The sequence below is a fragment of the Nocardia sp. alder85J genome (genome assembly GCF_020176955.2).
Classification (GTDB): Bacteria; Actinomycetota; Actinomycetes; order Mycobacteriales; family Mycobacteriaceae; genus Nocardia.
On record NZ_JAIUCZ020000001.1, the window covers coordinates 1,091,516 to 1,117,002 of the forward strand.

General features: G+C 69.9%; 28 protein-coding genes. 10 read left to right on the top strand and 18 right to left on the bottom strand.

Features of this window, described 5'->3' with window-relative positions; translation table 11 throughout:
* The first annotated feature begins 46 nt into the window (after positions 1-46).
* Both LBW94_RS04985 and LBW94_RS04990 read left to right on the top strand, forming a co-directional pair.
* Positions 47-613, top strand: a complete 567-nt coding sequence (locus tag LBW94_RS04985; RefSeq protein WP_225058698.1) for a CGNR zinc finger domain-containing protein — start codon at positions 47-49, stop codon at positions 611-613.
* A 287-nt stretch (positions 614-900) separates the two neighbouring features.
* Positions 901-1,956: a DUF4185 domain-containing protein gene (locus tag LBW94_RS04990; RefSeq protein WP_225058699.1), complete on the top strand. Its 1,056-nt coding sequence runs from the start codon at positions 901-903 to the stop codon at positions 1,954-1,956.
* A 45-nt stretch (positions 1,957-2,001) separates the two neighbouring features.
* Here the strand turns inward: LBW94_RS04990 and LBW94_RS04995 are convergent, their stop codons facing one another.
* Positions 2,002-3,048 (bottom strand): fused (3R)-hydroxyacyl-ACP dehydratase subunits HadA/HadB, encoded by a 1,047-nt coding sequence (locus LBW94_RS04995; RefSeq protein WP_225058700.1) that lies wholly within the window; start codon positions 3,046-3,048, stop codon positions 2,002-2,004.
* A gap of 430 nt (positions 3,049-3,478) precedes the next feature.
* Between LBW94_RS04995 and LBW94_RS05000 the strand changes: the two genes are divergently transcribed.
* Complete coding sequence (locus tag LBW94_RS05000) at positions 3,479-4,702, top strand: hypothetical protein (protein ID WP_225058701.1); 1,224 nt, start codon at positions 3,479-3,481, stop codon at positions 4,700-4,702.
* 783 nt (positions 4,703-5,485) lie between these two features.
* Here the strand turns inward: LBW94_RS05000 and LBW94_RS05005 are convergent.
* From LBW94_RS05005 to LBW94_RS05025, 5 genes are all read right to left on the bottom strand, one after another.
* Complete coding sequence (locus LBW94_RS05005; RefSeq protein ID WP_225058702.1) at positions 5,486-5,935, bottom strand: MerR family transcriptional regulator; 450 nt, start codon at positions 5,933-5,935, stop codon at positions 5,486-5,488.
* A complete protein-coding gene (locus tag LBW94_RS05010) occupies positions 5,932-6,276 on the bottom strand; it encodes a hypothetical protein (RefSeq protein ID WP_225058703.1) in 345 nt (114 codons plus the stop codon). The genes LBW94_RS05005 and LBW94_RS05010 overlap by 4 nt, the downstream gene beginning before the upstream one ends.
* Before the next feature lie 203 nt (positions 6,277-6,479).
* A complete protein-coding gene (locus tag LBW94_RS05015) occupies positions 6,480-6,776 on the bottom strand; it encodes a peptide deformylase (protein ID WP_225058704.1) in 297 nt (98 codons plus the stop codon).
* An 18-nt stretch (positions 6,777-6,794) separates the two neighbouring features.
* Positions 6,795-8,030, bottom strand: a complete 1,236-nt coding sequence (locus LBW94_RS05020) for a site-specific integrase (RefSeq protein ID WP_225058705.1) — start codon at positions 8,028-8,030, stop codon at positions 6,795-6,797.
* Between the two features lie 149 nt (positions 8,031-8,179).
* Positions 8,180-9,031, bottom strand: a complete 852-nt coding sequence (locus tag LBW94_RS05025) for a helix-turn-helix domain-containing protein (protein ID WP_225058706.1) — start codon at positions 9,029-9,031, stop codon at positions 8,180-8,182.
* A 137-nt stretch (positions 9,032-9,168) separates the two neighbouring features.
* On the opposite strand from LBW94_RS05025, the gene LBW94_RS05030 reads away from it, so the two are divergent.
* From LBW94_RS05030 to LBW94_RS05040, 3 genes are all read left to right on the top strand, one after another.
* On the top strand, positions 9,169-9,930 hold the full coding sequence (locus tag LBW94_RS05030; RefSeq protein ID WP_225058707.1) for an SDR family oxidoreductase: 762 nt from the start codon (positions 9,169-9,171) through the stop codon (positions 9,928-9,930).
* Positions 9,931-10,383: 453 nt separating this feature from the next.
* A complete protein-coding gene (locus LBW94_RS05035) occupies positions 10,384-10,956 on the top strand; it encodes a TetR/AcrR family transcriptional regulator (RefSeq protein WP_225058708.1) in 573 nt (190 codons plus the stop codon).
* The gene (locus LBW94_RS05040; RefSeq protein ID WP_225058709.1) at positions 10,953-12,356 is read left to right on the top strand and encodes an MFS transporter; all 1,404 of its coding nucleotides are present in this window, start codon (positions 10,953-10,955) and stop codon (positions 12,354-12,356) included. The genes LBW94_RS05035 and LBW94_RS05040 overlap by 4 nt, the downstream gene beginning before the upstream one ends.
* Positions 12,357-12,447: 91 nt before the next feature.
* Here the strand turns inward: LBW94_RS05040 and LBW94_RS05045 are convergent, their stop codons facing one another.
* The gene (locus tag LBW94_RS05045; RefSeq protein WP_225058710.1) at positions 12,448-13,386 is read right to left on the bottom strand and encodes a DMT family transporter; all 939 of its coding nucleotides are present in this window, start codon (positions 13,384-13,386) and stop codon (positions 12,448-12,450) included.
* 165 nt (positions 13,387-13,551) lie between these two features.
* Positions 13,552-14,166, bottom strand: coding sequence for a TetR/AcrR family transcriptional regulator (locus LBW94_RS05050; protein ID WP_225058711.1), 615 nt, complete (start codon positions 14,164-14,166; stop codon positions 13,552-13,554).
* 81 nt (positions 14,167-14,247) lie between these two features.
* On the opposite strand from LBW94_RS05050, the gene LBW94_RS05055 reads away from it, so the two are divergent.
* Complete coding sequence (locus tag LBW94_RS05055) at positions 14,248-14,967, top strand: SDR family oxidoreductase (protein ID WP_225058712.1); 720 nt, start codon at positions 14,248-14,250, stop codon at positions 14,965-14,967.
* Here the strand turns inward: LBW94_RS05055 and LBW94_RS05060 are convergent.
* Together LBW94_RS05060 and LBW94_RS05065 are read right to left on the bottom strand one after the other, a co-directional pair.
* Positions 14,956-15,591, bottom strand: a complete 636-nt coding sequence (locus LBW94_RS05060) for a TetR/AcrR family transcriptional regulator (RefSeq protein WP_225058713.1) — start codon at positions 15,589-15,591, stop codon at positions 14,956-14,958. The two genes, LBW94_RS05055 and LBW94_RS05060, sit on opposite strands and share 12 nt — an antisense overlap.
* Before the next feature lie 232 nt (positions 15,592-15,823).
* Complete coding sequence (locus LBW94_RS05065; RefSeq protein ID WP_225058714.1) at positions 15,824-16,618, bottom strand: DUF2470 domain-containing protein; 795 nt, start codon at positions 16,616-16,618, stop codon at positions 15,824-15,826.
* A 124-nt stretch (positions 16,619-16,742) separates the two neighbouring features.
* Here LBW94_RS05065 and LBW94_RS05070 point away from each other — a divergent pair, with 124 nt between their 5' ends.
* A complete protein-coding gene (locus tag LBW94_RS05070) occupies positions 16,743-17,384 on the top strand; it encodes a TetR-like C-terminal domain-containing protein (RefSeq protein WP_225058715.1) in 642 nt (213 codons plus the stop codon).
* Here LBW94_RS05070 and LBW94_RS05075 read toward each other — a convergent pair whose 3' ends face one another.
* On the bottom strand, positions 17,385-17,798 hold the full coding sequence (locus LBW94_RS05075; RefSeq protein WP_225058716.1) for a nuclear transport factor 2 family protein: 414 nt from the start codon (positions 17,796-17,798) through the stop codon (positions 17,385-17,387).
* Between the two features lie 90 nt (positions 17,799-17,888).
* Between LBW94_RS05075 and LBW94_RS05080 the strand changes: the two genes are divergently transcribed.
* Positions 17,889-18,329, top strand: coding sequence for a MarR family winged helix-turn-helix transcriptional regulator (locus LBW94_RS05080; protein WP_225058717.1), 441 nt, complete (start codon positions 17,889-17,891; stop codon positions 18,327-18,329).
* Positions 18,330-18,510: 181 nt separating this feature from the next.
* Here LBW94_RS05080 and LBW94_RS05085 read toward each other — a convergent pair whose 3' ends face one another.
* Entirely contained in the window at positions 18,511-19,182 is a 672-nt protein-coding gene (locus LBW94_RS05085) for a TetR family transcriptional regulator (RefSeq protein WP_225058718.1), read from the bottom strand.
* 103 nt (positions 19,183-19,285) lie between these two features.
* Here LBW94_RS05085 and LBW94_RS05090 point away from each other — a divergent pair, with 103 nt between their 5' ends.
* Positions 19,286-20,047 carry an SDR family NAD(P)-dependent oxidoreductase gene (locus LBW94_RS05090; RefSeq protein WP_225058719.1) on the top strand — a complete coding sequence of 254 codons (762 nt, stop codon included), beginning with the start codon at positions 19,286-19,288 and terminating at the stop codon, positions 20,045-20,047.
* Positions 20,048-20,141: 94 nt separating this feature from the next.
* Here the strand turns inward: LBW94_RS05090 and LBW94_RS05095 are convergent, their stop codons facing one another.
* From LBW94_RS05095 to LBW94_RS05120, 6 genes are read right to left on the bottom strand one after another with little or no spacing between them, the layout of a single operon-like run.
* Positions 20,142-21,209 carry an acetamidase/formamidase family protein gene (locus LBW94_RS05095; protein WP_225058720.1) on the bottom strand — a complete coding sequence of 356 codons (1,068 nt, stop codon included), beginning with the start codon at positions 21,207-21,209 and terminating at the stop codon, positions 20,142-20,144.
* The gene (locus tag LBW94_RS05100; RefSeq protein WP_225058721.1) at positions 21,206-22,003 is read right to left on the bottom strand and encodes a creatininase family protein; all 798 of its coding nucleotides are present in this window, start codon (positions 22,001-22,003) and stop codon (positions 21,206-21,208) included. Before LBW94_RS05100 ends, LBW94_RS05095 begins: the two co-directional genes overlap by 4 nt.
* 47 nt (positions 22,004-22,050) lie before the next feature.
* On the bottom strand, positions 22,051-22,911 hold the full coding sequence (locus LBW94_RS05105; RefSeq protein WP_225058722.1) for an ABC transporter permease: 861 nt from the start codon (positions 22,909-22,911) through the stop codon (positions 22,051-22,053).
* Positions 22,908-23,663 (bottom strand): ABC transporter ATP-binding protein, encoded by a 756-nt coding sequence (locus tag LBW94_RS05110; protein WP_225058723.1) that lies wholly within the window; start codon positions 23,661-23,663, stop codon positions 22,908-22,910. Before LBW94_RS05110 ends, LBW94_RS05105 begins: the two co-directional genes overlap by 4 nt.
* A 1-nt stretch (position 23,664) precedes the next feature.
* Positions 23,665-24,714 carry an ABC transporter substrate-binding protein gene (locus LBW94_RS05115; protein WP_225058724.1) on the bottom strand — a complete coding sequence of 350 codons (1,050 nt, stop codon included), beginning with the start codon at positions 24,712-24,714 and terminating at the stop codon, positions 23,665-23,667.
* 51 nt (positions 24,715-24,765) lie between these two features.
* The gene (locus LBW94_RS05120) at positions 24,766-25,470 is read right to left on the bottom strand and encodes a FadR/GntR family transcriptional regulator (RefSeq protein ID WP_225058725.1); all 705 of its coding nucleotides are present in this window, start codon (positions 25,468-25,470) and stop codon (positions 24,766-24,768) included.
* Between the last annotated feature and the right edge of the window lie 17 nt (positions 25,471-25,487).

The window sequence follows — 25,487 nt, forward strand, 5'->3', positions numbered from 1 at the left end:
TCTCGTAAGGTACCAGTCAAACCGGTTCCGGCGTAGGGTGGTCGGCGTGACCGCCCCCGCTCCCCGGTTCCGGCACGGCGCCGGCCGCCTGTGCCTGGACTTCCTGCGCACCCTGCGGCACCGCGGCGCCCCGGGCGAGACCGACGAACTCCCCGACGCGGCCGCGCTGGCCGCCTGGATCACCCGGTGCGGACCCTGCCCCGCCCTGCCGGACCCCGCCGCGGTCGACACCGCCCGGCGCCTGCGCGAGGCGGTCCACACCCTGATCGCCTGCGCCCGCGCCACCGGCCCCGCGTCCGGCCCGCCCGCCACCCGCACCCTGCTCAACGACCTCGCCGCCGGGAAACCCCCTGCCCCGCACCTGGATTCGCGCGGCCACCTGCACTGGACGGCTTCCGACCCGACCGCCGCGACCCTCACTCTCATCGCCCGTGACGCCCTGGACCTGGTCACCGCCGCCGACCTGCTCCCGCGCCTGCGCGTCTGCGAGGGCCGGGACTGCCAGGCGCTGTTCCTCGACCTGTCCCGGCCTGGCACCCGCCGCTGGTGCTCGATGGGGACCTGCGGCAACCGCGCCAAGAAGCAGGCGCTGCGGGAGCGGGCCGCACGCTGACGGACAGGCTCCGCCCGGCCGAACCAGCTACATGTGAGCCGACCAGGAGCTACCATTCGGCTGGTAGAGTTTTCGGCGCGAACGCCAGGAGAAACTCGTGGCCGGACAGCATGATTCGAGCCGCGGCGGAGAGCCCGCCCGCCGTCGGCACATTCACGGCATGACAGTCGGCTCTCCGGCAGCACCGGCCCCATCACGCGTATCTCCCTCCGACGACGAAACACCGGCCTCCCCGCGAGTCCGGCGTCCGTCGCCCCGGGTGTCCCGAGAGATCGAGGAGGATCGGAATGTCAGCGCACTGGGGTACCGCGATCAACGGTTTCAGCGGCAGCACCGCCGGGCAGTTCGGAGTCGGCGGCGCCGACCTGGGCATCCCGTACGACCGCAGCCGATTCGCCACCGGCCACACGGGTTTCCTCTTCGGCGACACCTTCACCGGCGACAGCGACGGCAGCGGCACCTGGCTCGGATCCCCGACCCTGCTCTACTCACCGCAACCCCCCGACGCCACCACCACATTCGACGCCGCCCCCGGTGGCGGGCAAGCGGCGCAGATCCTGAAATACACCCACAACGCCGACAACGGCTACGGCGTCGAAGTGAGCCGCATCCCCAACGACGCCTTCGTCGACCCCTCCGGGCGAACCTGGCTGACCTACACCAGCGTCCACGACTGGAACGCCGCGAACGACCAGTACGGCGCCCTGTTCTGCGGCCTGGCCTACTCCGACGACGACGGCCGCACCTGGACCGACTACGCCACGATCTGGAAGAACGACGGCACCGACGGCTACCAGGGCTGGTCCCCGCTGATGATGCAGACCTTCGCCGGCCTCGGCAACAACAACGACGACGGCTACCTCTACATCCTGTCGAAGGAATGGGGCCGCAACCACAACCGCAACGGCCCCATCCTGCTGCGGGTCCCGTGGCAGCAACTCACCGTCAAAGCCGACTACCAGTACTGGGGCTGGAACGGCCACGCCTGGACCTGGGGCAACCCCACCCCGACCCCCCTGTTCAACGGCCTGGGCCCGATCGGCGAACTGAGCGTGAAGAACATCCAAGGCACCTGGGTCATGGCCTATTTCGACGTCACCGGCTACTGCATCTCCACCCGCACCGCCCCCGCCGTCGACCAGGTCTGGACCGCCCCGAAACAACAGATCCGCGGCCAGGTCCCCTGGTGGCAGTTCTGGATTCCGTCGTTCCCCCAACTCTACGGCGGCTGCATCCACCCCCTGTCCACCTCTCCGACCGACGTGACCCTCTATGTCTCCCAATGGAATACGAACACCGGTAGCCCGTACTGGGTGATGCAGTTCGACGGGATCTCCCCGTGAGGGGGTCGTGGGCCGGCCTCGGAGGCGCCGGACCGGCGGTCTCGGTCAGGCCAGGCGGATCTCCGCGGTGGCGAGGCCGAATACCTTGCGGCCGTCGGACTTCGCGACGAGGACGACGACGGCGGTGCCGGTCTCGGGGTCGAGTGATTTGACGCGGCCGGTGAACTCGACGGCGCCGGCGGAGTCGTTCTCGATGACGGTGTAGTTGGACAGGCGGACCCCGTACCTGAGCACCGCGCCGGGGTCGCCGAGCCATTCGGTGACGAAGCCGGCTCCCAGGCCCATGGTGAGCATGCCGTGGGCGATCACGTCCGGCAGGCCCGCGAGGCCGGCGACGTGTTCGTGCCAGTGGATCGGGTTGGCGTCGCCGGAGACGCCGGCGTAGTTCACCAGATCGCCTCGGGTCAGGCGCACGGTGCGCACCGGGAGTTCGTCGCCGACGGTGAGGTCCTCGAATCGGATCGTGGTCCGCGGCAGGCGCGTTCGGGAGATCGGCGAAAGTCGGGTGCTGGTCTCCGGTTGCGGGATCGCGTTCCGTAGCTCCTCGGACTCGGCGGCATCCTGCGAGGGTGTGGCTAGTCCGCTCATGATCACGCGCTCGATCGCGCTCCGGACCCCGGCATCGATGTCCGCGCCGGTGATGCCGACCACGGTGGTGTGCATGATCTGCACGACCTCGTCGCTGTCGTCGACGAAGGTGTTGGTGATGGTGAGCAGATCCCGGCCCGCGATGCGGCGCACCGAACTGAGCTCGACATCGCTGACCAGCCGGTCGCCGGCGAGCACCGGCTTGTACATCTCGAACACCTGATCCGTCTGCACGACGACGTCGTAACCGGCCAGCACCGTCTCGGACAGCCGGCGGTTGGCCAGCATCGCGGCGATCGACAGGAACGTCGTCGGCGCGATCAGGCCGCTGTAGCCGCGCGCCGCGGCAGCCGCCTCACGCCAGTGCGCCGGGTGGAAATCCTGCACGGCCCGCGCGTACTCGCGGATCTTCTCCCGCCCGACCTCGTAGTAGTCGTCCGCGCGGTAGCGATATCCGACCAGCCCGGTCACATCGGGCACTGTCTCCACTACATCCTTCTGCATCCGGGAATCGTGCCAACAGCCGGCGGCGGGGCGGTCGGCGGGGTGCCGGACCTGACGGCCACGCGAACCGACTCGGTGTCGGCTCACAATGCGGAGCCGCGGAATTGTTCCAGATATCACAAAGCGCAGCCGGCTGGCCGAGTATTGTACCGAACAAGCATTTTCGGAGCCGAGTCGGGACCGCGGATCGACCGGCTTCCGATGCGGCGGTGCCGCAAATTTCGTCGCGGTCCGATCGGTGTTCTCCGGCGATCTACTCGAATTACCTTCTTTCCGAACGGAACGATGCGGACACCGGCTCCCCGGTGATGCGGCGCCGGGCCGATCCGGGTGAATATTTCACTGTGCATTGTGCACCGCCGCACTGAATTCGGCGCCTTTCACCGGCTGTCATGATGGGGTGATGTCGCCTGATTCTTCGCCGCCGGACATGAGGGAAGTGCTTCGGCTGGAACGGGAAGCCTGGTGCTTACACGAACACGACCGCCACGCTGCCGCCGCCCATTACGAGCTGGCGTGCACCCTGGCGCGGGAGCTGATCATGACCGCTCCGCAGCATTCGGATAATTGGTATCAACTGGGTTCGATGCTGTACACGCTCGGTGAATGGTATTTGGAAATGGGCGATTACGAGGCCGCGACGGCGGCCCTCGACGGCGCCGAGGCGACCTACACCAGACAGGGCGAGGAGGAGACCGGAGAGCTGATAGCGGATGTCGTGCTGCGGCGGGCGCGGGTGCACGCCGCGGCCCGGCGGCCGCTGTCGGCCATCGTCGATGCCCAGCACGCCGCGCTGTCCGCGCTCGACCCGGGCCGGCCGCTGGAATCCACCGCGCGGGTGCTCGCCCACGTCGGCCGCGTCCAGTTGATGATCGGTGGCGATCCGGATCTCGCTGCGGCGGCCGCGGACTGGTCGGTCCGGGCCTACCTGAGCATGTTCCGCACGATCGACCCCGCGGCGCTGGAGTCGGCGCACGCGATCGCCCTGCGGGTGGCGGCGAACGTCTCCCAGGCCGTGCACACCGCGGCCGGCCGCCACGACCTGGCCCGCGCGGCGCACAAGCTGGTCATGGCCACCGGCGGTTCGATCGAGTGCCCGGGATCGGAGTACATCCGCTGCCACCAGCCCACCCTCGCCCGCGTACTCGGCGCCGCCGAATGCGACGGCCTGCCACCGAGTTTCACGGCATCGACCCCGGAGGACCGAATCCTGGTGCCGGCCATGCGCTGTCACACCCGGCCCTGCCCCGGACTCGCGAAAACGCTGGCGCGGTTGCAATTCGGAGTTCCGGACCGCGATCAGCTCCTACTCGGCCTGGAGGCCCACGCCATCTTCGCGGCCGCCGCACAGCAGCCCGCCACCGGCACCCCGGTGCAGGCCGGCGATTTCGTCCCCAGCTGGGCCGCGGTAACGGTGAACTTCGGCCAGCGCATGTTCGAACAGGACGAACTCAGCGCCGCCGCCGACGCCGTCGGCTGGCTCAACGGCATCATCGGCCAACTGGTCCCACGGGCCCTGATCGACTCCGACACCCGCTCGGTCGTCCTGGACTGCCTGCACTGGCAGCACCGGATCCACGCCGCCACCGGAGACTCCAAGGCAGCCGACCGCATCAGCCGAACCATCACCACCTTGGCCGATCCGGTGTTCTGACACCAGGATCCGGCCACCGCCGCGCCGTCCTCCTGTTGCGTAGTAGCGCCAGCTGGCTCAATTGCGTGCGGTGTCCGAACAGCCCGGCGACGGCGCACCGGCTTTCGGCCACTGGCATGCACACCGAACTGTTCGAATCCCCCGAAGGCGGCGGTCAGGCCCGTGCCGGCGAGCAGTGCCGGTCGGGGCCGTGGTGACTCCCCGCATCCGCCGCCGAGCCCGGCGGCGACGCTCTCCGAAGTCTGGGTGTCCGTCCAGGCGAATGGCGTTGCCACGTCGACCATATCCGGTCACCACGCAACCGTGATCTGGCCCCTGAACCTACCGGCCGAACGACTCGACGACGGTGCGGTGTCCTTGCGAACCTACCGCTCGGCGTGCGCCAAGACGATCTCGTCCGCCGCGACGGAACGCGGCGGCGCAGCCGATTCTTCCGCCTCGAACCACCGGCGGGAGCCTGTTGAGGGACCTACCGACCCGCTGCCCGAGCCTCGAATTCGACCCGTCGACATGCCTCCCCGGCCGATGTTCACCAGTGCACGACGGTCGCTCGTCTCGTGGGCGCAACGATTCTCGCTCACTGTGACAGCCGGCCTGTCACGCCCTCGGTGGTCAGCTCCGCCTCAGCTTCGATGGCTGCCATCCCGAGTCGGCCGACGCCGTCGCGCACCCGCAAGCGGTCCTCGCCCACGATCCGCCGCTCGTATCGGTGCCGATGCAGCCACGGCGAGCGCGCAGCCCCGGCCAGAACAGTCCACGACGCCGAGGCCGACGAGCGCCTGCTCAGCAGCCACAGCGGCCTCCCGCACCCTCCGCAGCAGTGGTGGTGTCGAACGGGACAGGGCAGGAAGGGGATTCGCTGCACACCAGCAGATCCTCGCACCCGGCAGCCAGCGCGGCGGCCAACGTGTCGCGGACCGCGGTGAGTTCGGTGAGCTTGGCGTCGATCTCGGCCAGCTTCACGGTCACCCGCGCTCGTAAGCCCGCATCAGCGCGACGGCGCGAACCGACGCGCGTGCCGTCGAGCAGGTCGGCGATCTCCTCCAGAGTGAACCCGAGCCGCTGGGCGGCCTTGATCACCCGCAGCACCGTCACCGAATCCCGCGGATACAGCCGGTGCCCACCCAGGGTTCGGTCCGGCTCGGCGAGCAGACCTCGGCGTTCGTAGTAGCGCAGGGTCTGGGTGTTCACCCCGGCCGCGGCCGCCAACTCACTAATGCGCAACCCGCTCACCGGGCCGCCTCGATCGTGGCCCGGGTGCGCACGGCGAAGGCGTCCAGTACTCCGATGTAGGCCGGCGGTACCTCGATGCCGATCACCAAACCCTCAGTGCTGGTGATGAAGTCGAAGGTGAAGAAGGAGCAGCAGTTGCTCTCGCGGCCGGCCAGCGCTCGTGCCCTGGTCTCGGCGTCCGGGTCCACGATCACCTCGAGTCTGGCCGGGCCGGGGCGACGGACGGTGCGGGCGGAGGTGGTCAAGAACCGGTCGAACTCGGCGACCCGGATGGGCTGCTCCACGCTGGGCAGGGTGCACGACGACGGCACCCAGTCATCGCGAGCCGGTGAAATCGTCATGGCTCGACGGTAAACCTGTACCTCGGTACAGGATGCAACCCCTGTCGAGCGCGACTGTGTTCGATGCACGGCCACCGGCCATGGTGTGATCGTGGCATGCTGTTCGGGTGGGGCGCCGACGGTGGCGACTTCTCCTACGGCATCGCCCGGCAGAGCATGACCGGCGCCGCGGGCACGGTTGCGGTGGGCAGCCTGCCACCGTGTCAGTAGGTCCAGTTCGTGCCGGTGCCTCGGTATTGCTCGACGGAGATGGGTTCGGTGCCGGGCTTCATGCGGTCGAGGTATAGGTGGCCGTGGAGGTGGTCGCCCTCGTGGGCGACCAGGCGTGCGATGCCGCGGTCGAACACGGTGATGTGGGTGTTGCCGTCGATGTCGGTGTGTTCGACATGGATGGTCAGTGGCCGCGCCGTGGTGATAGCGTGCGTGCGGAATGACCGGTGGAATCGGTGTTCCCACTGTGCACAACGGCTCGTCCCGCTGGAATCGGCGGCCGGCGGCACGTTGGTCCACAAGTGGCACTACAACCCCAGTTTGGTGACGGCGTTGTCCTCCAACGGATTCGCGGTCCGGATGTATCCGTGCACGGTGCGGGGGTTGGACCAGCGGCCCTGTCGCATGATCTCGCGGTCGCTGGCGCCGCCCAGTGCGGCCTGGGTGGCGAAGCCGGCGCGCAGCGAATGGCCGGAGAACAGTGCCGGATCCAGGCCCGCTCGTGCCGCGTACCGCTTCACCAGTTCCGCTACCGCGCGGCCGGACATCGCGGTGTCGGCGATGCCGCCGTGCCGTGAGATCGCCGGGAACAGTGGCAGTTCCGGATCGGTGAGGGTGGTGCCGGTGAAGCCGTGGCAGCGGTGGATGGTCGGATCGCCCTGTGCGGCATGGGTGGTCAGCCAGGACCACACGGCCCGGTCGCCGCCGTTGGCGTGGATTTCGCGTAGCCGCAACCAATCCGCGAAGGCGCAGACCGGGCAGGTGTGCGGGCGTTGCCCGCGCGGCAGGGCCACGCGCTGGGCGGCGGCGCCGGTGGGGTCGGTTTTGGTGAGCGGCAACTGGATCAGCAGGATCGGTTCGCCGCTGGCGTGATCGATGTCCACCCGCGCGTCGCCGATGCGGAGCCCGGCCAGCTCGCTGCGCCGCAGCGCGCCGGCGAATCCGGCCAGCAGGGCCAGGGCGTCGCGGCGGCGCGCCGGCTCGGTGGGCCGGCCGGGTCCGGGCAGTCCGGCCAGCAACTGTTCCAGGGTGTGCAGCAGGACCGGGCGTTTCCGGGCCGGTTGGGTGCGGCGGGTGCGGCGGATGCCGCGCAGGGTCAGGCGCACCACGTCGGTCCTGGTGGGGGACGGAAGTCCGTTGGCGGCGTGGACCGCCGCGATCGCCGCGCTCTTGCGTTCCAGGGTCGCCGCGCTGAAAGCCCATGTGCCGGACTGCTTGCGGGCGTCGGCGGCGGCCGCCAGATACACCGCGACATCCAGCGCGTCCGCCGGCAGCGCCCGGCGGCCCTCGGCGGCACACCATGCCGACCATGCGATCCAGTCGGATCGGTAGGCGCGCACGGTATTCGGCGACTGGGACGCCTCCAGGTATCGGCGCAGCGCACCGGCCTGTTCGTCGTCGAACCGCTCCCGCACCAGCCGCAGCGCCGCCGCGTCCACCAGGACGCTGCGTACTCCGCGGCGCAATTCCGCTTGTACGGAATCGGGTACGGCCACCACGTTTCCCGCCGCGGCGGCGGGTTGTTGCTGCGATTCGATCGTCATCCCTCCCACCTTCTCACCTCCCGCCCGGAGGGCCGGTGATCGGCGTGCCGGAACTCCGCCCATGGTCGTCCCGGCCGCAGGGCGCATGCCGCCCGGTCGGGCGGGTCGTCTCCGCCGCCGCCGAGACGGCTCTCGTACCGAACGAACGGTCAGCGGCCGGTGTTCGCGGCGCTGCTCTGTCCGGCCGGTGCCGTGGCCGTGCCGGCGAGCAGGCGCAGTTTCTCCTCGCTCGCACTGCCCTGTTCGGCGTAGTAGAGAACCAGCAGCAACCCGTCCACGGGAAGTTTGTCCCGATGCAGGTGCAATTCGCCGACCAGCGGGTGATTGACGGTGGTGGTGCCGCCTTCGAGCTCACGGATGTCGTGCCGGGCCCACAGGGTCCGGAATCGCTCGCTGGACAAGGCCAATTCGCCGACGAGCTCCACGAATCGCGGATCGTCGGTGTCGTCGCCGATCGACTTCCGGAACGCGGCGATGAACCCCTGCGTGGAGCGTGCCCAGTCCTGTTGGAACGCTTGCTCTTCGGGATCGAGCAGCAGCGAACGCAGGCGATTGTGACCGGGTTGCAGCCGTGGTGACAGCGCGACCGCGAATCGGTTGGCGGCCAGCACATCGAACGCCCGGCCCTCCACGAAAGCGGGAATCTGGATGCTCGCCAGCAGGTGATGCAGCCGCGCGGGCACCCGCTCCGGTTTGCTCCGCCGTTGCCGTCTCGGGCGTGCCGCGGCCAGCCCGAGCAGATACTCCTGTTCCAGCTCGTCGAGGTGCAGCACCCGCGCCAGCGATTCGAGGACCTGGATCGAGGGATTCTTGTCGCGGCCGCGTTCGAGCCGCAGGTAGTAATCGGCGCTGATGCCCGCGAGCAGAGCCACCTCTTCCCGGCGCAGGCCGGGAACGCGGCGGTTCGGACCCGGCGCGATCCCCGCCTGTTCCGGCGTGACCAGCGCCCGGCGAGCACGCAGATAACCGCCGAGAAGGCTGCCGCGATCGTCGTCGCCCATAGTCGGATGGTAGTTCGCCGCCGAAGTGGCGAGGGGGGTCCCGTGGGGACCCCGGATCACCGGGGCACTACCGCCGCGCACAGCACCGATCGACACTCGACCTGACCCGAACAGACCGGATCCGATCGGAGAATTCCATGGACATCACCACCCGCACCGTCTTCATCGCCGGCGCCACCTCGGGAATCGGTCTCGAACTGGCCCGGCGGTTCGCCGCGGCGGGCAGTACCGTCATCGTCGGCGGCCGCCGCACCGACCTGCTCGACCGCATCGGAGCCGAGGGCTTCGCCACCGTCACCATCGACGTGACCGATCCCGACAGCGTCACGGCCGCTCGTGACGCCATCCTGCGTGACCACCCCGATCTCGACACCATCGTGACGATGTCCGGCGTCATGATCCCCGAAGATCTGCACGATCCCGCGCACATCACGGCCGCCGAGCAGACGATCGCCACCAACCTGCTGGGCACCATCCGCGTCATCGACGCCTTCACCGCACATCTGCTCACCCGCGGCGCCGGCACGATCATCACCGTCACCTCCGGAATCGCCTTCCTCCCATTCCCGGTCATGCCCAGCTACGCCGCCTCGAAGGCGGGTGTCCACGCCTACTCCGAAGCCCTGCGCGCCCAGCTGGCGGGAACAGGCGTCGAGGTCAGCGAACTCGTCCCCCCGGCCGTCGCCATCCAGCCCGAACACACCCGGATCAACCCGCACGCGATCCCGCTGGCCGACTACGCCACCGAGGTGATGGACCTGCTCCACACCGAACCCACCCCACACGAGATCCTGGTCCAGGGCGTCCTCATGCACCGCTGGGCCGAGCGCAACGGCACCTACGACGGCCTGGTCGCCCAGCGGTCACAGGCCCTGGCCATGCTGCCCGGGCGGGGGTGAGCCCCTGTGAAAAGTACTGCCGCCGAACAGGGGTGGCCGCCCGGATCCAGCGGGCGCGACCTGATCGAGTTGCCCGTTGCCCACAACGCCTGAACACATTCGAGCGGTTGCCTTCGTGTCCGCCGAGTTCCGGCCGGCCCCCGATATCCACGAAGTCGGTTCTGGTTCTCGGTGGACAAGCGAGGTGTGCACTGCCCGAACAGGTCGCAACCCGAAGGCCGGAATGCGCACCGCGCGCCTACATCCGGCCAGGTGACAGTGCCTGAGAGCGGGTCGGAGAAAGCGAAAACCGGCCCTTCGGCGACCTGTGCCGAGTACCGTTCATCGTCCTGCAGGACCGCAACACCGGCCACCTGTGCCGGTCCTGTGAGACTCCCCCCGGTGTGACCGAGTGGGTGGCGGGGTAGGCGATGTCACACTTGTTTAGTAGTTAGTAACTGGTAACTTGGCGGCGTGGCCGAACGGATGAGTGGGACCGAACGGCGCGCCCAGGTGCTGGCCATCGCCGCGAAGGAATTCGCGGAACACGGGTTGCACGGGGCGTCGACGGAGGCGATCGCGAGGGATGCGGGGATCACGCAGGCGTATGTGTTCCGGATGTTCGGGACGAAGAAAGCCCTGTTCCTGGAACTGGTCCGGGCGGCGTTCGAACGTGTCGGTGACGGCATGCGAGAGGCGGGCGAGGGGAAGGCCGGCTTGGCGTCGCTGTCGGCGATGGGCGCCCAGTACTTCGACCTGCTGGCCGATCGGACCGGGTTGTTGTTGCAGCTTCAGGGTTTCGCCGCATGTGGCGACCCGGAGGTGAGGGACGCGGTGCGATCGTGTTTCGCGCGGATGTGGCGCACAGCCGAAGAGGGCACCGGACTCGAACCGGTGACCGTGAAAACATTCCTCGCCTTCGGGATGCTGCTGAACGCCGGTGCCGCAATGGATGTCGAGAACGTCGACGCCGCGTGGGCCGAGGGTGTCCGCACCCGGATCCAGTCGGGTCTGTTCGCGCACATCACCACCGAGACGAATCGATGAACACCCACGGCGACGTCGCCGCCCGGCGGGACGGATCGCTCGGCACCGCACTGGTGTGCACGGCCTTGGCCGGAGCGGTGATCGGCAGCGTGGGAGCGCCCCTCATCACCGCGGTCGCCACGGGAATGCACACGTCCCTCGCCGCGGCGCAGTGGACCCTGACGGTGACCCTGTTCAGCGGCGCGATCGCGGGCCCGGTGCTGGGCAGGCTCGGCGGCGGCCCGTACCGTCGCGTCACGATCCTGGCCACCCTGGCCCTGGTCATGGCGGGCGGGCTGCTGACGGTGCTCCCGCTTCCGTTCGCGGCGTTGCTCATCGGACGCGGCCTCCAGGGGCTCGCGGTCGCGGTCGGGGCGCTGCTGATGAGTGTTGCCCGCACACACCTGCCGGCCGAGCGCTCCGCGTCGACGATCGCCGCGTTGTCGGTCGCGACGACCGTCGGCATCGGGGTCGGCTACCCGGCGATCAGCCTGATCGACCAACTCGCGGGACTGTGCGCGGCATACGGACTCGGAGTGTTCCTGTCCGCGGCCGCGTTCGTCATCGCCTGGCGGACACTGCCTCTCGAAGCGCCCGGAAAGCTGCCCCGCATCGACGTCACCGGTGCACTGCTGCTCGCCGTCGGCACCCTCGGACTTCTCGTGGTCGTCGCCGAACCCTCGATATGGGCGACCGCATGGCCGGCCGGTGGCATCCTCGCCGCCTCCGCCGTGGTCCTGGTCGTGTGGGCATTCGTCGAACTGCGCGCCACGACGCCGCTGGTGAACCTGCGACTGCTCGTCCAAGGGCCCGTCCTGCGCGCGAACCTGGCGATACTCGTGGCCGGGACGAGTCTGTACCTGCTGTTCAGCCTGTTCACCCGCTACGTGCAGACCCCTGCGGGCGCCCACTACGGATTCTCCCTTCCCGGTGTCGCCGCGGGCGCAGCACTGATCCCGTTCTCGCTGCTCGGGTTCGTCGCGGGAAAAGCGGTCCCACATCTGGTCGCGGGCATCACGGAACGGTGGACCTACACGCTCTCGGTGGCGATCGCCGTCGCCGGCGCCCTGCTGTTCGCCGCCGACCACCGGTCACTGCCCGCAGTCCTCACCGCCATCGCACTGCTCGGGTTCGCCGTCGGAGGCGTCTTCGCCGTGATGCCGAAACTCGTCCTCGTCGATGTGCCCCATGAAGAGACAGCCAGCGTGCTCTCGATCAATCAGATCGCCCGCAGCATCGGAATGAGCATCGGCAGCGCACTCGCCGGCTTCCTGCTCGCCGCCGCCACCCCCGCCTGCACACTGCTTCCCACCCCGAACGGCTACAGCACCGCCGCACTGTGGGCACTACCCCCACTCGCCGTCAGCGCCCTCATCATCGCCACAACCCGATCCCCGCGACCGTGTCCCGATAACTCCTGACCCGCAGGCGACGAATCCGACTGCCACCTCCGCGTCGGCCGCTGATCTCCAGCGCGACCACTGCACCGGCGCTCTGCCGCGAAGCGCCCGGTTATCGTTGCGCTGTCACGGTATTCGGTGTCGGACGGGCGCTGCGGCGGCGGGAGACGGCGACGCCCAGGAGGCAGAGGACGCCGCCTGCGAAGACCACGGGGGCGGGGGTTTCGCCCAGTATCACCCAGGACATCAGGGTGGAGACGGCGGGGACCGCGTAGGTGCTCGCGGTGAGACGGCCGGCGTCGGTGCGGCGCAGGGCGAAGGACCAGAGGGTGAAACCCAGTGCGGTGGGGACCAATCCGAGGTAGATGCCGTCGGCGATGGTGCGGGTGGGGGCGGTGGACAGTTCGGTGAGCAGGTGTGGGGTCCACGGGAGCAGGACCACGGTGCCGATCACGCAGCCCAGCCAGATCGCGGTGAGCGGATCCACGTGGCGCAGAGCGGGTTTCTGTACCAGCACGCCGGCGGCGTAGAGGACGGCGGCGAGCAGGCACAGCAGGACGCCGAGGCTGTCGCGGTGGCCGCTGCCGGTGCCGAAGGCGATGATCGCCACGCCGGTCAGGGAGATCGCGGCGCCGGCGATCAGCCAGCGGGTGAGGCGTTCGCCGAACAGGGCCGCGGCGGTGAAGGCGACCAGCAGCGGGGCCAGGTTGACCAGGAGGGCGGCGGTGCCGGCGTCGACGTGGCGTTCGCCGGTGTTCAGGGCGACGGTGTAGGCGGCCAGCCACAGCACCGCGTAGCCGGTGATCAGCAGCCACGGCCGGGGGGTGCGCGGCAGGCGGGCCGCCACGCCGCCGCGGGCCATCACAGGCACCGTCAGCGCGACCGCGGCGACCGCGAGGCGCAGCAGGGCCATGGGGGCGGGGGACAGGGTGGGGCCGGCGTCGCGGATGGCGACGAACGCCGAGGACCACAGCACCACCGTCAGCAGGGCGGCCAGTGCGCTGGGCACGTCGATGCCGGTGGGCCGGGCGGCAGGGAGGTCGGTGGTCACACCGGTGATCTTCGCCGCCGTGGCGGGTGCGGGACAAGCGATTTCCGGACCTCGCACCGCGTTGCTGGATGATGACGAGTTCACCGACGGGTCCTGTCGCCGGGTGTTGCCCGACGCCTGCGCGCACGCGGGGATCAGCCCGGCGTTCCAGATCCGGAACCCGGATTACCGCACCGCGATCGCGCCTGCTCCTCGGGTATCGGGGCGGGTGACGGCGGCGACGAGTTCCTCGGCCAGGCCGGCGGATACGGGCCGGTCGGTGGCCAGCAGGCGGTACCAGATGGTGCCGAAGACGATGTCCGCCACCGTATCCGGGGTCAGGCCCGGCGGTGTCTCGCCGCGGACGCGCGCGCGTTCGACGATGGTCAGCAGCGCGTCGCGGCGGCGTTGCAGGAACTCTCCGCGCCAGCGCAGGCCGAATTCGGTGTCGACCTGGGCGTGGGCCATCAGGGCCCGCAGCGCCGCCACCACGGTCTCGTCGCGGCCGAGGGCGAAGCTGTCGGCCAGGAATTTCCGCAGGTCCGCGGCGTAGCTGCCTTCGTCGGGGATCGGCACGTACAGGTCGGCCTTGGTGGCCATCGCGTCCAGCAGCACATCGGCTTTCGACGGCCACCAGCGGTAGATGGTCTGTTTGCCGGCGCCGGAGCGAGTGGCGATGCCCTCGATCGTCAACCCGGCATAGCCGCGTTCGGCGGTGAGTTCGAAGGCGGCGGTGAGGATCGCCATCCGGCTGTCGTCGCTGCGTTTGCGCCCCGGGCGGGCGGTGGGCTTGTCGTTCATCGGAACCGATGTTAGCGTAAATCGAACCGAGACGGTTCGGTTCGAAATGGAACTCCCGCAGTGATCGAAGGGATCTCCCCGATGAATTCCCCTGTAGCACTCGTGGTCGGCGGCACCTCCGGCATCGGCCTGGCCACCGCGCGGCAATTGCGCGACCGCGGCGCGACCGTGCACATCGTCGGCCGCGGCAAGCAGCGCCTGGACGAGGTCGCCGGTACCGACCCGGAGCTGATCGGCCACCGGGCCGACGGCGCCGACCGGGCCGCGATAGCAGCGGTCGCCGCGGTGATCGGCGCCGTCGACTGGCTGGTGGTAACACTGGCCGGCAGTGAGGGCGCCGGCCCGATCGCCGAACTGGACCACACCATGCTCCGGCGCGCCTTCGACGCCAAGTTCTGGGGGCACCTCGCCACGATCCAGGCGGTGCTGCCGCGGCTCGCGCCGACCGGCTCGATCACCCTGATCGGCGCGGTCACCGCTCGCGCGGGCATGCCGGGCACCGCGGGCATCGCCGCGGTGAACGGCGCGGTCGAGGCGATGGTGAAACCCCTTGCCGCCGAACTGGCTCCGATCCGGGTCAACGGCATCTCGCCGGGATTCGTCGACACGCCCTGGTGGAGCGGCCTGCCCGAGGAAGTCCGGCGCGACTACTTCGCGCGGGCGGCGCAGGCGCTGCCCGCGCGGCACATCGCCACCGCCGAGGACATCGCCGACATCACCGTCGCGGTCGCCACCAACCGCACGATCACCGGCACGGTGGTCGAGGCCGACGGCGGCGCCCGCCTGGTGTCACTGGCCTGAAACCGGTTGTGCCGCAGCGGTTCGCGGCGTCGTCCCGGACAGCACCAGATCGGCGATCTGCGCGCCGAGCGCCTCGGGGTCCAGACCGAGGGCGGCGGTGAACCGGACGGCGGTGTTGAGTGTCCCCGTCATGGCCAGCGGGAACAGCTCGGCGGGCAGATCCGTCCGCAACACCCCCTCCTGCTGCCCGCGCAGCACCAACTCGTGCACGGTGCGGTGCAAGGCGCGCGTGGCGGGCGGCGGCGCCGGCCGCCGTCCCTGCCCCGGCAGGGGTTTCAGGTCGGTGCCGACGACGATCAGCGGATATCGCTGGGCGATGCGGGCCATCTCGACGATCAGGGCCCGCAGCGTCGTGAGGGTGTCGGCCTGCCGGGACCGCGCCCGCTCGACGGCCTGCCCCGCCTCCGCGGCCGCCACCTCGAACACGGCCGTGCGCAACGCATCCCGGGTGCGGTAGCGCCGGTAGACGGTGAGCCGGACGACACCCGCCTCGTCCGCGATGCGCTGCATGGTCGCGGCCGGATCCTGCGCCAGCACCCGCGCGGCGGCCCGCAGGATCAGGGCGTCGTTGCGCAGCGCGTCGGTCCGCGGGCCGCGCCGGCGCGCGGGCAGCGGCTCGGTCACCCGGCAAGTGTGACATGCCTGGCGCATTTCCGGCTGCCGCATCGCCTTCCGGCCACCGCCCGCCGGTCGGCATCGGAAGGTCCGCCCGCCGCGCGTGGACCGGTACGGACACCGCTGCCGGTCTACTCGTGGTGCCGACAGCCCTGGCCGAGGAGGTTCGAAAAATACACTGCCGGTGCCTTTTTCGGCATTCGTGACCGTGTTCCCCGAGTGGCCGTCCCGCCCGGGGGCGTCATCGGCCGGCGCGGGCCAGTTGCGTCAATTCGACTGTGGCGGAGCGCAGTTCGCCGGGTGAGGTGAGCGGTGCGGTATAGCCGACGCGGGTGGCGGCCGGGCCACGCGGAGTCTGCACCCGCAGGTCCAGGCCGTAGCGGTCGGCGCGGTCGCAGACGGCCGCGGTGGCGTCGGGGTAGCCGCCGAGGGTGCGGGCCATGTCCAGCAGGGCGTCGGCATGGTCGTCGTTGAGGTGGGCGACCGCGCGGGCGGCGGTGGGGGTGATCGGATCCGGGGCGGCGGTCGCGTACGCCTCGGCCGTCGCCGAATCCATCCGGCCGTAGCCGCCGACCCAGCGGACCCGCCGCACCCGCAGCACCCAGAGCGTGAAATCGGTGAAGTCGATGTAGATCTCGGCGGCCGGTACCGCCGCCAGGTGGGCCGCGCGGGCGGCGGCCAGTTCGTCCCCCTCGGGGCGCTGCACCACGCCGGCCAGCGTGACCCGCGCCGCGGCCAGCGGGTCCGACGGCACGTCGGGGGCGACGATCGCCAGGCTCGCGCGCGGATCGGCGGCCAGGTTGCGGCCGTGCTCGGCCATCACCGACAGGCACAGCACCGGCTGCCCCTCGAGCAGGCCGAAGGTGACGAACGAGGCCCAGGGGTCGCCCTCGCCGGTCAGCGTCGCGAGCGTGGCCGTATTCGTCGAGGCGGCAACGGTTCTCGCCTCCTCCGCCGCCGATGGGCGGACCTCGTTCGGGATCGGCGTCAGCGGGGTCGCGGGGGAGCGGGTGGGCCTGCCGTGGTCGGATGCCATGCCGTCCAGGCTAGGACACCTCGCCGGCTCGGCGATTATGTGAACGGAACGTCTATATAGTTTTGACGGGTGTATGGCACCAGAATGGAGACCCGGAGCCGGGCGAGACGAGGGGCCGACCGAGATGCGAACGAACGAGGCCGACAATGTCTTTCCATTGTTGGAGCCGGGCCGGGGCCGCCGCCGGGCCGAGGATGTGCGCCGCGCGACCCTCGCGGCCGCCGCCGATCTGCTGTTCACCGACGGCGTCCGCAACGTCACCTTCGAGAAGGTGGCCGCCCGGGCCGGGGTGAGCAAGACGACCCTCTACAAGTGGTGGGCGTCACCGGGCAGTCTCGCCTTCGAGGCCTACTTCGACGCGCTCGAGCCGGTACTGGCGTTCCCGGACACCGGCGACATCCGCGCCGACCTCACCACGCAATTGCACGCGTTCGTCGGACTGCTGCGCGAGCGCGGCCAGGTGATCGCGGAGATCATCGGCACCGCGCAGCGCGATCCGGAACTGGCCGCCGCGCTGGCCGAGCAGTATGTCCGGCCGCGCCGCCGGCTGGCCGTCGAGCGCTTGTCCGGCGCTCGCCGGCAGGGGTTGCTTCGCGCCGACGTGGATCCGGAGACGGTGGTGGATCAGCTGTGGGGCGCCTGCTACCACCGGCTGCTGATGCCCGCCCAGCCGCTGACCACCGCTTTCGCGGATCGCCTGCTGGACAACCTCTTCGGCGGAATCGCGGCGCCGGGCTGCGCTCCCGCCGAAGCGGGCCGCGGATGATCAGTCCTTGGTCGTCCACGCCAGTGAGATCCGCGATTCGCTGATCCGCCAGCCCGCCGGCGTCCGGCTCGCGACGACGGCCAGCCGCAGGCCGCTGGTCTGGTGCGGCCGTTCGCCGTCGCGGTAGTAGTACACGAACGAATTCGCCGAGGCGGTAGCCCGATCGCCCTCGACGTCCACCAGGACGTCGGTGGTGGTGTGCTGGGTGTGCTCGCCCTCGGCGGCGGTGCCGGTGCGCACGAAGCCGAGCACTTCGGTGAGGCCGCGCACCTGCATGCGCGGCGAGTTCACCGCCACATCCTCGGCGTAGACGGTGCCGAGGTCGTCCCACCGGCGCTCGTCGAGCAGGCGGCCCAGTCGGGTGAACAGATCGGTGATGTCGAGACGGTCGGCGAGGGCGGAATCGGTGGACATGACGTCTGCTTCTTTCGTTGGTGATACCAATGTTGGTGACGCCAACTATAGTCGTGTTCGTTGGCGGCGCCAACTATGTAGGCTGAATCGGTGGAGAAGATCCCCGCGCGCCTGACCGTGAAGCCGACCTGGTTGCTCACCCAGTTGGCGGTGCACGCGCACCGGCTGTCCTCCGGCGCCTTCGCCACGCTGGGCGGGCGCGGCTACCACTATCGGATCCTGGCCGCACTCGACGAGTTCGGGCCGGCCAGCCAGGCGGATCTGGGCCGGCACTGCACCATGGATCGCAGCGATGTGGTGGCGGCGATCAACGAACTCGCCGACCGCGGATTCGTCGAGCGCACACCGGATCCGGCCGACCGGCGGCGCAATATCGTGAGCCTGACCGCGGCCGGCGGCGCGCAATTGCGGAGCATCGAGCGCGAACTCGACACGGTGCAGGAGCGGATGCTCGAACCACTGCCCGACGCGGACCGCGCCGTACTGATCGACCTGCTCACTCGCCTGCTCGTACACCACCGCCAGGGCTGACCGGGATCGCCCGCGTGCACGCGTTCGGCTCTGCGCTGCCGCGAAGACGGTCCGGAAGGCGTCGGAGGCTGCTCTCCCCGGTCACCGTGATGTCGGTGGTGGCTTCACCGCCGCTGACGACCGCCACCCGCCGGACTCCCGCACCCTCGGCGACCGCCCCCCGCCAGGCCGGAAGCCCTGCTCAGCCCCCGCGTGCACGGAAGCCGATGATCAGTGCCGTTGCGGTGTCCCGCAATTCGCGCTCGAACCGGTCCGGCCCGAGTCGCTGCCCGAATTCCAGGCTGGCGGTGGCGACGATCTCGTTGGGATTGGTGAACGGCCACAGTCCGGCCACGCCGGCGATCAGCGCGCGGGCGAACGCGATCGCGGCGGCCTCGGACAGGCCGGGTGCGGCGCGGGCGGCGAGTTCGGCGAGGCGGGTGGTGTAGTCGTAGCCGCGCCGCTTGAAGGCCCGCGCCGACGCGAGTGAGACGTTGGCCTCCAACTCGCCCGACATGGCGGCGAACAGGTCGCAGAGCACCGGCCGCGCCCGCAATGTCTCGGCCAGCAGCGATCCCAGCCGCTGCGCCGGATCGCCGGCCGGGACGGCGGCGGTGCCGATCCGGTCGGCCAGGTCGTCCAGCCAGGCCGCCCAGTCCTCGGCGAGCAGTTCCAGGAACACCGCCTCACGGCTGTCGAAATAGCGCAGCACATGGGATTTGGCGACGCCCGCACCCTCGGCGAGTTCGCGCAGCGTGATCTCGCGCACCGAACGGCCCGCGAGCGCCTCCCGCGCCGCGGTGAAGATCGCCGCGCGGCGCAACTCGACCTGTTCGGGCCGGCGGGCCCGCCGGAAGGGAAGCGGTTCCGACACGGGGCAACCTTAACAGAACAACGGTCCGTTGTTAACGGAACGGAGGTCCGTTATGCTGGCGAGAGCCCGGGAAACGGGCATTCGTCTCGAACGGAGATCCGTCATGGCACAACTGGCAGAAACAGCGGCGCTGGTCACCGGTGCCGGAACCGGCATCGGCGCGGCCATCGCGCGCGACCTCGCGGCAGCGGGTGCGGCGGTCGTGCTGGTGGGCCGCCGTCCCGGCCCGCTGGAACAGGTCGCGGCGCAGATCCGCGAGCGCGGCGGGGTGGCCGAGGCGTTCGCGGCCGACATCACCGAGCGGGCGCAGGCCCTGCGCGCGGTCGAGCACGCGATCGCGGCGTTCGGACGGCTGGACATCGTCGTCAACAACGCCGGGGTGATGCTGGTCGGCCCGGTGGCCGAGGCGCCCGAGGGCGAATGGGAAAGCATGATCGATGTGAATCTCACCGGGACGCTGTACGTTACACAGGCCGCAATTCCGCATCTGGTGAAATCCGCGGCCACCGGACCGCGCCGGGTCGCCGACATCGTCACCATCAGCTCCACCGCCGGGCGGGTGGCCCGCGCCGGGAACGCCGTCTACAACCTCACCAAATTCGGCGTGAACGCGTTCAGCGAGGCACTGCGGCAGGAACTGCAACCGCAGCGCGTGCGCGTCGGCGTGGTCGAGCCCGGCACCGTCGACACCGACCTGGCCACGCACACCCGCGCCGAACTGCGCGAGAGTGTGCAGGCCCAGGTCGGCGCCATCGAACGGCTCGCCCCCGAGGACATCGCTGACGCGGTCACCTACATGGTCGGCCGGGATCGGCGGGTCGCGGTCAACGAGATGCTGGTCCGTTCCGCCGACCAGACCTGGTGAGTACGGCCGGAAACGGCTGTTGCGCAACCGGGTCCGGATCCGGCTGAATCGAGGCCCGGGGACCGTTCGACAGCGTCGGCGGAGGCCGTGGCCGTCACAGCGATCGACCGTCCAGCTCCCGGAAATCGGCCTTGCGGATCACCGTGTGACAGCCCTTCACCTGGTCCACCACCTGCGAGATGCGCACGTCGGCGGCCGCGCTGAGATAGGCGTAGGCCAGCTCGCCGGGCACGTCGTAGCGGTGGGTGAGCAGGTCCAGCGCGGCCCGCACACTCTCCCGGCACGCCTCGTCCAGATCCTGGTCCAGGCCGATCGCGATCAGCAGATCGGCCGTCTCCGCGTACGGGCGGCCGCCGGCGATCCGGGCCGCCCCGGGCACCACCTCGACCCGCAGCGTCGCGCGCAGCGGGGCCTCGAAGGCCGTCAGCGCGACCTCGCCGTCGCCCTGCGCGTAGTGCGGATCACCCACGTACAACAGCGCCTCCTCGACCTGCACCGGCAGATACAGGGTCGAGCCGACGGTGAGACAGGTGATGTCCAGATTTCCGCCGTACAGCCCCGGCGGGATGGAATTCGGCCGGACCGGTCCGGCCGCCGCCACCCCGACGATGCCGAGGAACGGCCGCAGCGGGAAGCGGATCGCCCGGCCCGCGCCGCGATAGGCGGCCTCGTCCTGGCGCAGCGGCAGTGACCCTTCGTCGCCGTCGGCCCGGCAGAACACGCTGTGCACCGGGCCGTCGGGATAGCTGTCCGGCAGTGCGCCCCGGCCGTGCCGCGCCGACACGATCCCGAAATCGGCCCGGCGGGCCAGGTCGACCACGGTGACCGCGAGCAGATCTCCGGCCGCCGCACCGCGCACCGCGATCGGGCCGGTGACCACGTGCGGGCCGGAAGCCGCCGACCGGGGCAGCGACGCGGCGATCTCCACCGCGTCGGCGGGCACCCGGTCGGCCGGCACCCCGAACCGGGCGAAGAACTCCCGGGGGTCACGCCCCTGATCGGGCAGGATGCCCTCGTGACTCACGGTGTCGATGGTGATCGTCTCGCCCGGCGCGATTCGCGCCGCCGCGGCATCCGCCGCGCACGGCAGCTCGCCCCAGAGCACGGTCTCCGGGGTCGAGGCCAGATGGTGGGCGCCGAGCACGGCGCCGGAGGCGGTCATCGCTGCCCGCCGCGCGCGGGGAAGGCGAACTCGCGCACCTCGAGCAACGCCTCGGCCAGCTGCGCCGCCGCCGAGGCCAGGATCAGCTTCCCGATATCGGCGCTGGCGGCGGTCGGATCGCCGATGATCCCCGATTCGGAGAGGTCGTCGGTCAGCCAGGCGGTCGGCAGCACCCCTTCCAGTGTCAGGTGCTTGTAGCGGGCGAACGCGGCCGCGGCCTGCTGCCCGTCGGGGAAACCCCGCTCCTGGTGCACCAATTCGGGGGCGATCGCCAGCATCAGCGAGGTCTCGCCGAAACCGCCGTGGATGTCGAAGCCGTCCAGGGACGGATCCACCTCCGGCGGCGCCGGGAAGCGCATCGGCATCACCGGGAACACCTCCAGCCCGGTCCGATAGCGGATGTCGCGCGCCACCACGTCGAGCAGACCGGGCTGCCCGCCGTGCCCGTTGACGAACACCAGTTTGCGAAAACCGCTGGCCGCCAGCGAATCACCGAGATCGGTGCAGACCGCGGTCAGCGTCGCCGCCGACATCGCGATGGTGCCCGCGCGGCCGAGGTGCTCGGTGGACTTGCCGTAGTGCAGCGTCGGCAGCACCCAGACGTTCGAGTCGTCCGGCAACGACTCGACCGCCGCGCACGCGATCGCCTCGGCATGCATCGCGTCGGTGATCAGCGGCAGATGCGGGCCGTGCTGTTCGACCGCACCGATGGGCTGCACCACGACCGCGTCGGACTTGTCGATGGCCGCCACCTCCGTGGTGGTGAGGTGGGCCAACCGGAATATTCGTGCCATGCCTGTCTCCTGATTCCTCGTCGGCGCAATTACGCTGTGGCGCAGGCTCACTCGTCGTCAGCGAGGGCCGATTCGTGCCACCGCGAGAGCAGCAGCCGTTCCAGCACGACCACGACGGCGAACAGCGCCAGCGACACCACGCTGGCCATCACCACCGCCACGAACAGCTGCGGGGTGCGCAACTGCACGGCGCTCTGCGTGATGATGTAGCCCAGCCCGCCCTGACCACCGCCGACCCCGGCCACGAACTCACCGACGATCGCGCCGATGACCGAGGACCCCGCGGCGATCCGCATGCCGGTCAGGATCGACGGCGAGGCGCCGGGCAGCCGCAGCGAGAACAGCGTGACCCGCGGCGGCGCCCCGGCCATGGTGTAGAGCTGCACCAGATTCCGGTCGATCGACTTCAGCCCGTGCAGGGTGTTCGCCGCCACCGGGAACAGCGCGATCATCGCGCCCACCAGCATGTTGGTGGTCTGCCCCGCGCCGATCCAGACGACGAACAGCGGCGCGATCGCCACGATCGGAATCGTCTGCAACACGATGAGATACGGATAGAAACCGCGCTCGGTCAGGCGCCAGCGCGACATCACCAGCGCGATCGCCACCCCGGCGACCGTGGCCAGTCCGAAGGCCAGATAGGACTCCCGGACCGTCACCCAGGTGGGCTGCCAGATCGAGGTGCGTTCGTCCCAGAGGGTGTCCAGCAGCGTCCGCGGCGACGGCAGCATGTACGACGGAATGTCGAACACTCCGATGATCAACTGCCACAACGCGATTCCCAGCACGAACGCGCCGATCGGCGGCAGCAGCCGGCGGACCCGGCCGGTGAGCGTGACCGTCGTCCCGCTGCGGCGCTGCGGTGCGGCGCCGGCGACCGCGTGGAAGATGTTGTCGATGACCGTCATTCGCGGAAACTCCCGAGCATGATCGAGATCTGCTGCTGGAGCGCGCGCAGCGCCGGTTCGTCGCGCTCGTGCCCGGGATCCACCGACGGCGGGCTGGGCGAGTCGATCACCTCGACGATGTGTCCCGGCCCGGTGTCCATGATGGCGATCCGGTGCCCCAGCGTGCAGGCCTCGTAGATGGAGTGGGTGATGAACAGGACGCTGAACCGCCTGTCCCGCCACAGTCGCAGCAGTTCGGCGCCCATCTTCTCCCGGGTGAACTCGTCCAGCGCGGCGAACGGCTCGTCCATGAGCAGCAGTTCCGGCTCGCTGGTCACCGAACGGGCCAGCGACGCACGCATTTTCATGCCACCGGACAGTTCCCGCGGATAGGACTTCTGGAATCCGTCCAGCCCGACCATCCGGATCGCCTCGGCCGCCCGCGCCCGGCGTTCGGCGCGCGGCACCTTCTGGAGTTTGGCGATCACCTCCACATTGGCCTGCACGGTGCGCCAGGCCAGCAGGGTCGGGTCCTGGAACACGTACGACAGCCGGTCGGTGTCGCGGGACATGGCGCCGGAGGTCGGCTCGGTCAGGCCCGCCGCCATCCGCAGCAGCGTGGTCTTCCCGCAGCCGGACGGCCCGACCAGCACCGTGATCTCGCCCCGCGCCACCTCCAGGTCGATCGGGGCGAGCGCACGGAAACCGTTGCCGTACACCTTGTCCGCGCCGGTGAACGACACCAGGGCGCGGGTCTGCGAGGTGACGGTCATGTCAGTACGATCCGCTCGGGGCCGCCGGCAGCGACGCCGGTGCGGCGACCGTCGGCAGCAGACTCGCGTCGTAGAGATCCGAGGTCGCGGGCGCCTTGGTGAGCTGGCCGAGCTTCTGCAACTGGTCCAGCAGGGTCTTCCAGCGGTCCTCGGACATCGCGCCGAGCTGCTTCGCGCCGTCGCCGGCGGTCACGTACTTGCGCTGCTTGTCCCAGGCATACCAGATCGACTTGGCAGTCTGCTCGCTGTTCGCGGCGAGGATCGCCTTGTTGGCGTCGCCGGCGACGGTGACATCACCCATGTAGTCGTGCCAGCCGGTCATGCTGGCCTGGAGGAACTTCTTCAGATCGTCCTTGTGCTGGTCGAAGTAGCTCTTGGAGGTGAACAGCACGTCGTTGTAGGGGTTGAAGCCGGAATCGGAGTACGGCGTGAAATTCACCGGGACACCGGATTCCTCGGCCTGGCGCACCTCGTTGGTGGGCCAGCCCTGCTGCAACAGCTTCGGATCCTTGAGGAAGTTCGCGATCGAACCCTGGTACTGCATGGTCTGCATCGGCACGCCGAGCTGCTTGTCCAGCCACACCGGGTACAGCGCGCCGGCCTGGCTCACCAGCGTGCGGCCCTTCATCTGGTCGAAGGAGGTGATGTTCTGATCGCTGTGCGACAGGATGCCGACCGGATTGTCCTGGTACAGCGCCGCGACCGCGACGATCGGAATGCCCTGCTGCTGCGCCTGCACGATGCCCGCGGCGTCGGTGTGGCCGATCTGCGCGCGGCCGGAGGCGACCAGCTGGGTGGCCGACACCTGCGGGCCGCCCGGTTGCAGGGTCACGTCCAGCCCGGCGTTCTTGTAGAGGTTCTCGGATTGCGCGGCGAAATACCCGCCGCCTTCAGGATCGGCATACCAGGGCAATATGACGGTCATTTTCCCGGCGCTCGCCGGAGAACTGGAGGAATTGTTGCTGCACGCTGTCGCGGACAGCGCCACGACGGCGGTGACGACCGCGATCGCCGCGCGCAGGAGACGCCGATGTGAACGTACCGAATGCATGGGCCGAGCCTTTTCTGAATAATGATTGGACGAAGTGCCGATCGTCGTCGATCAGAACGATGGGTGATTTTCGCGGGTGAGTTCCGCGACTTCGGAGAGATGCCGCAACATGGCGATCCGCGCGGATTCCGGGTCGCGCTCGCGCACCGCGAGATAAATGCGCTGATGACCCTCGTGCGACAATTGCCGGGCCCGGGAGTCGGCATGCGACAGCGCCCGGGTCGAGGCGGTCCATTCGTTGGCCAGGGTGCCGAGCGCGACCAGCAGCCGGTTCTGTGACGCCTGAGCGATCAGCATGTGGAACTCGATGTCCAGTGCGATCGACTCCGCTCGGGACAGTGGGGTTCTCGTCTTCTCCAGCACGGTTTCCAGCGCCAGCAGCGTGGCGCCGGTGATCCGGGCGGCGGCCAGTTCGGCGAACTTCGGTTCGATCGTCTCGCGCAGTTCGGCGACATCGCGCAGGGTCCGCTCGGCGGCGGAGATGCGCTCGTAGAGGTCGGTGGCCCTCGCGCCGGGCTCGGCCACCACCGTGCCCCGGCCGGGTCGCCGGACCACCATGTTCTTGACCTCGAGCTCGTGCATCGCCTCCCGCAGCGAGGTGCGGGACACGTTGAGCGACAACGCCAATTCGCGCTCCGAGGGCAGCCTGGCGCCCGGGGCGAGCTCACCGCTCGAGATCTGCCGCTCGAAGTGCGCGACGATCTCCGCGCCGACCGAGGCGGTGCGACGACCCAGCGCGGGCTGTTGCGGAACCATGGACACCTCCACTTGGT

Bases quoted from the DNA above. Each gene is read 5' to 3' on its own strand.
- LBW94_RS04990 (WP_225058699.1), top strand. From the start codon at position 901: ATGTCAGCGCACTGGGGTACCGCGATCAACGGTTTCAGCGGCAGCACC.
- LBW94_RS04995 (WP_225058700.1), bottom strand. From the start codon at position 3,048: ATGCAGAAGGATGTAGTGGAGACAGTGCCCGATGTGACCGGGCTGGTC.
- LBW94_RS05000 (WP_225058701.1), top strand. From the start codon at position 3,479: ATGAGGGAAGTGCTTCGGCTGGAACGGGAAGCCTGGTGCTTACACGAA.
- LBW94_RS05010 (WP_225058703.1), bottom strand. From the start codon at position 6,276: ATGACGATTTCACCGGCTCGCGATGACTGGGTGCCGTCGTCGTGCACC.
- LBW94_RS05020 (WP_225058705.1), bottom strand. From the start codon at position 8,030: ATGACGATCGAATCGCAGCAACAACCCGCCGCCGCGGCGGGAAACGTG.
- LBW94_RS05025 (WP_225058706.1), bottom strand. From the start codon at position 9,031: ATGGGCGACGACGATCGCGGCAGCCTTCTCGGCGGTTATCTGCGTGCT.
- LBW94_RS05030 (WP_225058707.1), top strand. From the start codon at position 9,169: ATGGACATCACCACCCGCACCGTCTTCATCGCCGGCGCCACCTCGGGA.
- LBW94_RS05040 (WP_225058709.1), top strand. From the start codon at position 10,953: ATGAACACCCACGGCGACGTCGCCGCCCGGCGGGACGGATCGCTCGGC.
- LBW94_RS05050 (WP_225058711.1), bottom strand. From the start codon at position 14,166: ATGAACGACAAGCCCACCGCCCGCCCGGGGCGCAAACGCAGCGACGAC.
- LBW94_RS05055 (WP_225058712.1), top strand. From the start codon at position 14,248: ATGAATTCCCCTGTAGCACTCGTGGTCGGCGGCACCTCCGGCATCGGC.
- LBW94_RS05065 (WP_225058714.1), bottom strand. From the start codon at position 16,618: ATGGCATCCGACCACGGCAGGCCCACCCGCTCCCCCGCGACCCCGCTG.
- LBW94_RS05070 (WP_225058715.1), top strand. From the start codon at position 16,743: ATGCGAACGAACGAGGCCGACAATGTCTTTCCATTGTTGGAGCCGGGC.
- LBW94_RS05075 (WP_225058716.1), bottom strand. From the start codon at position 17,798: ATGTCCACCGATTCCGCCCTCGCCGACCGTCTCGACATCACCGATCTG.
- LBW94_RS05090 (WP_225058719.1), top strand. From the start codon at position 19,286: ATGGCACAACTGGCAGAAACAGCGGCGCTGGTCACCGGTGCCGGAACC.
- LBW94_RS05095 (WP_225058720.1), bottom strand. From the start codon at position 21,209: ATGACCGCCTCCGGCGCCGTGCTCGGCGCCCACCATCTGGCCTCGACC.
- LBW94_RS05100 (WP_225058721.1), bottom strand. From the start codon at position 22,003: ATGGCACGAATATTCCGGTTGGCCCACCTCACCACCACGGAGGTGGCG.
- LBW94_RS05105 (WP_225058722.1), bottom strand. From the start codon at position 22,911: ATGACGGTCATCGACAACATCTTCCACGCGGTCGCCGGCGCCGCACCG.
- LBW94_RS05110 (WP_225058723.1), bottom strand. From the start codon at position 23,663: ATGACCGTCACCTCGCAGACCCGCGCCCTGGTGTCGTTCACCGGCGCG.
- LBW94_RS05115 (WP_225058724.1), bottom strand. From the start codon at position 24,714: ATGCATTCGGTACGTTCACATCGGCGTCTCCTGCGCGCGGCGATCGCG.
- LBW94_RS05120 (WP_225058725.1), bottom strand. From the start codon at position 25,470: ATGGTTCCGCAACAGCCCGCGCTGGGTCGTCGCACCGCCTCGGTCGGC.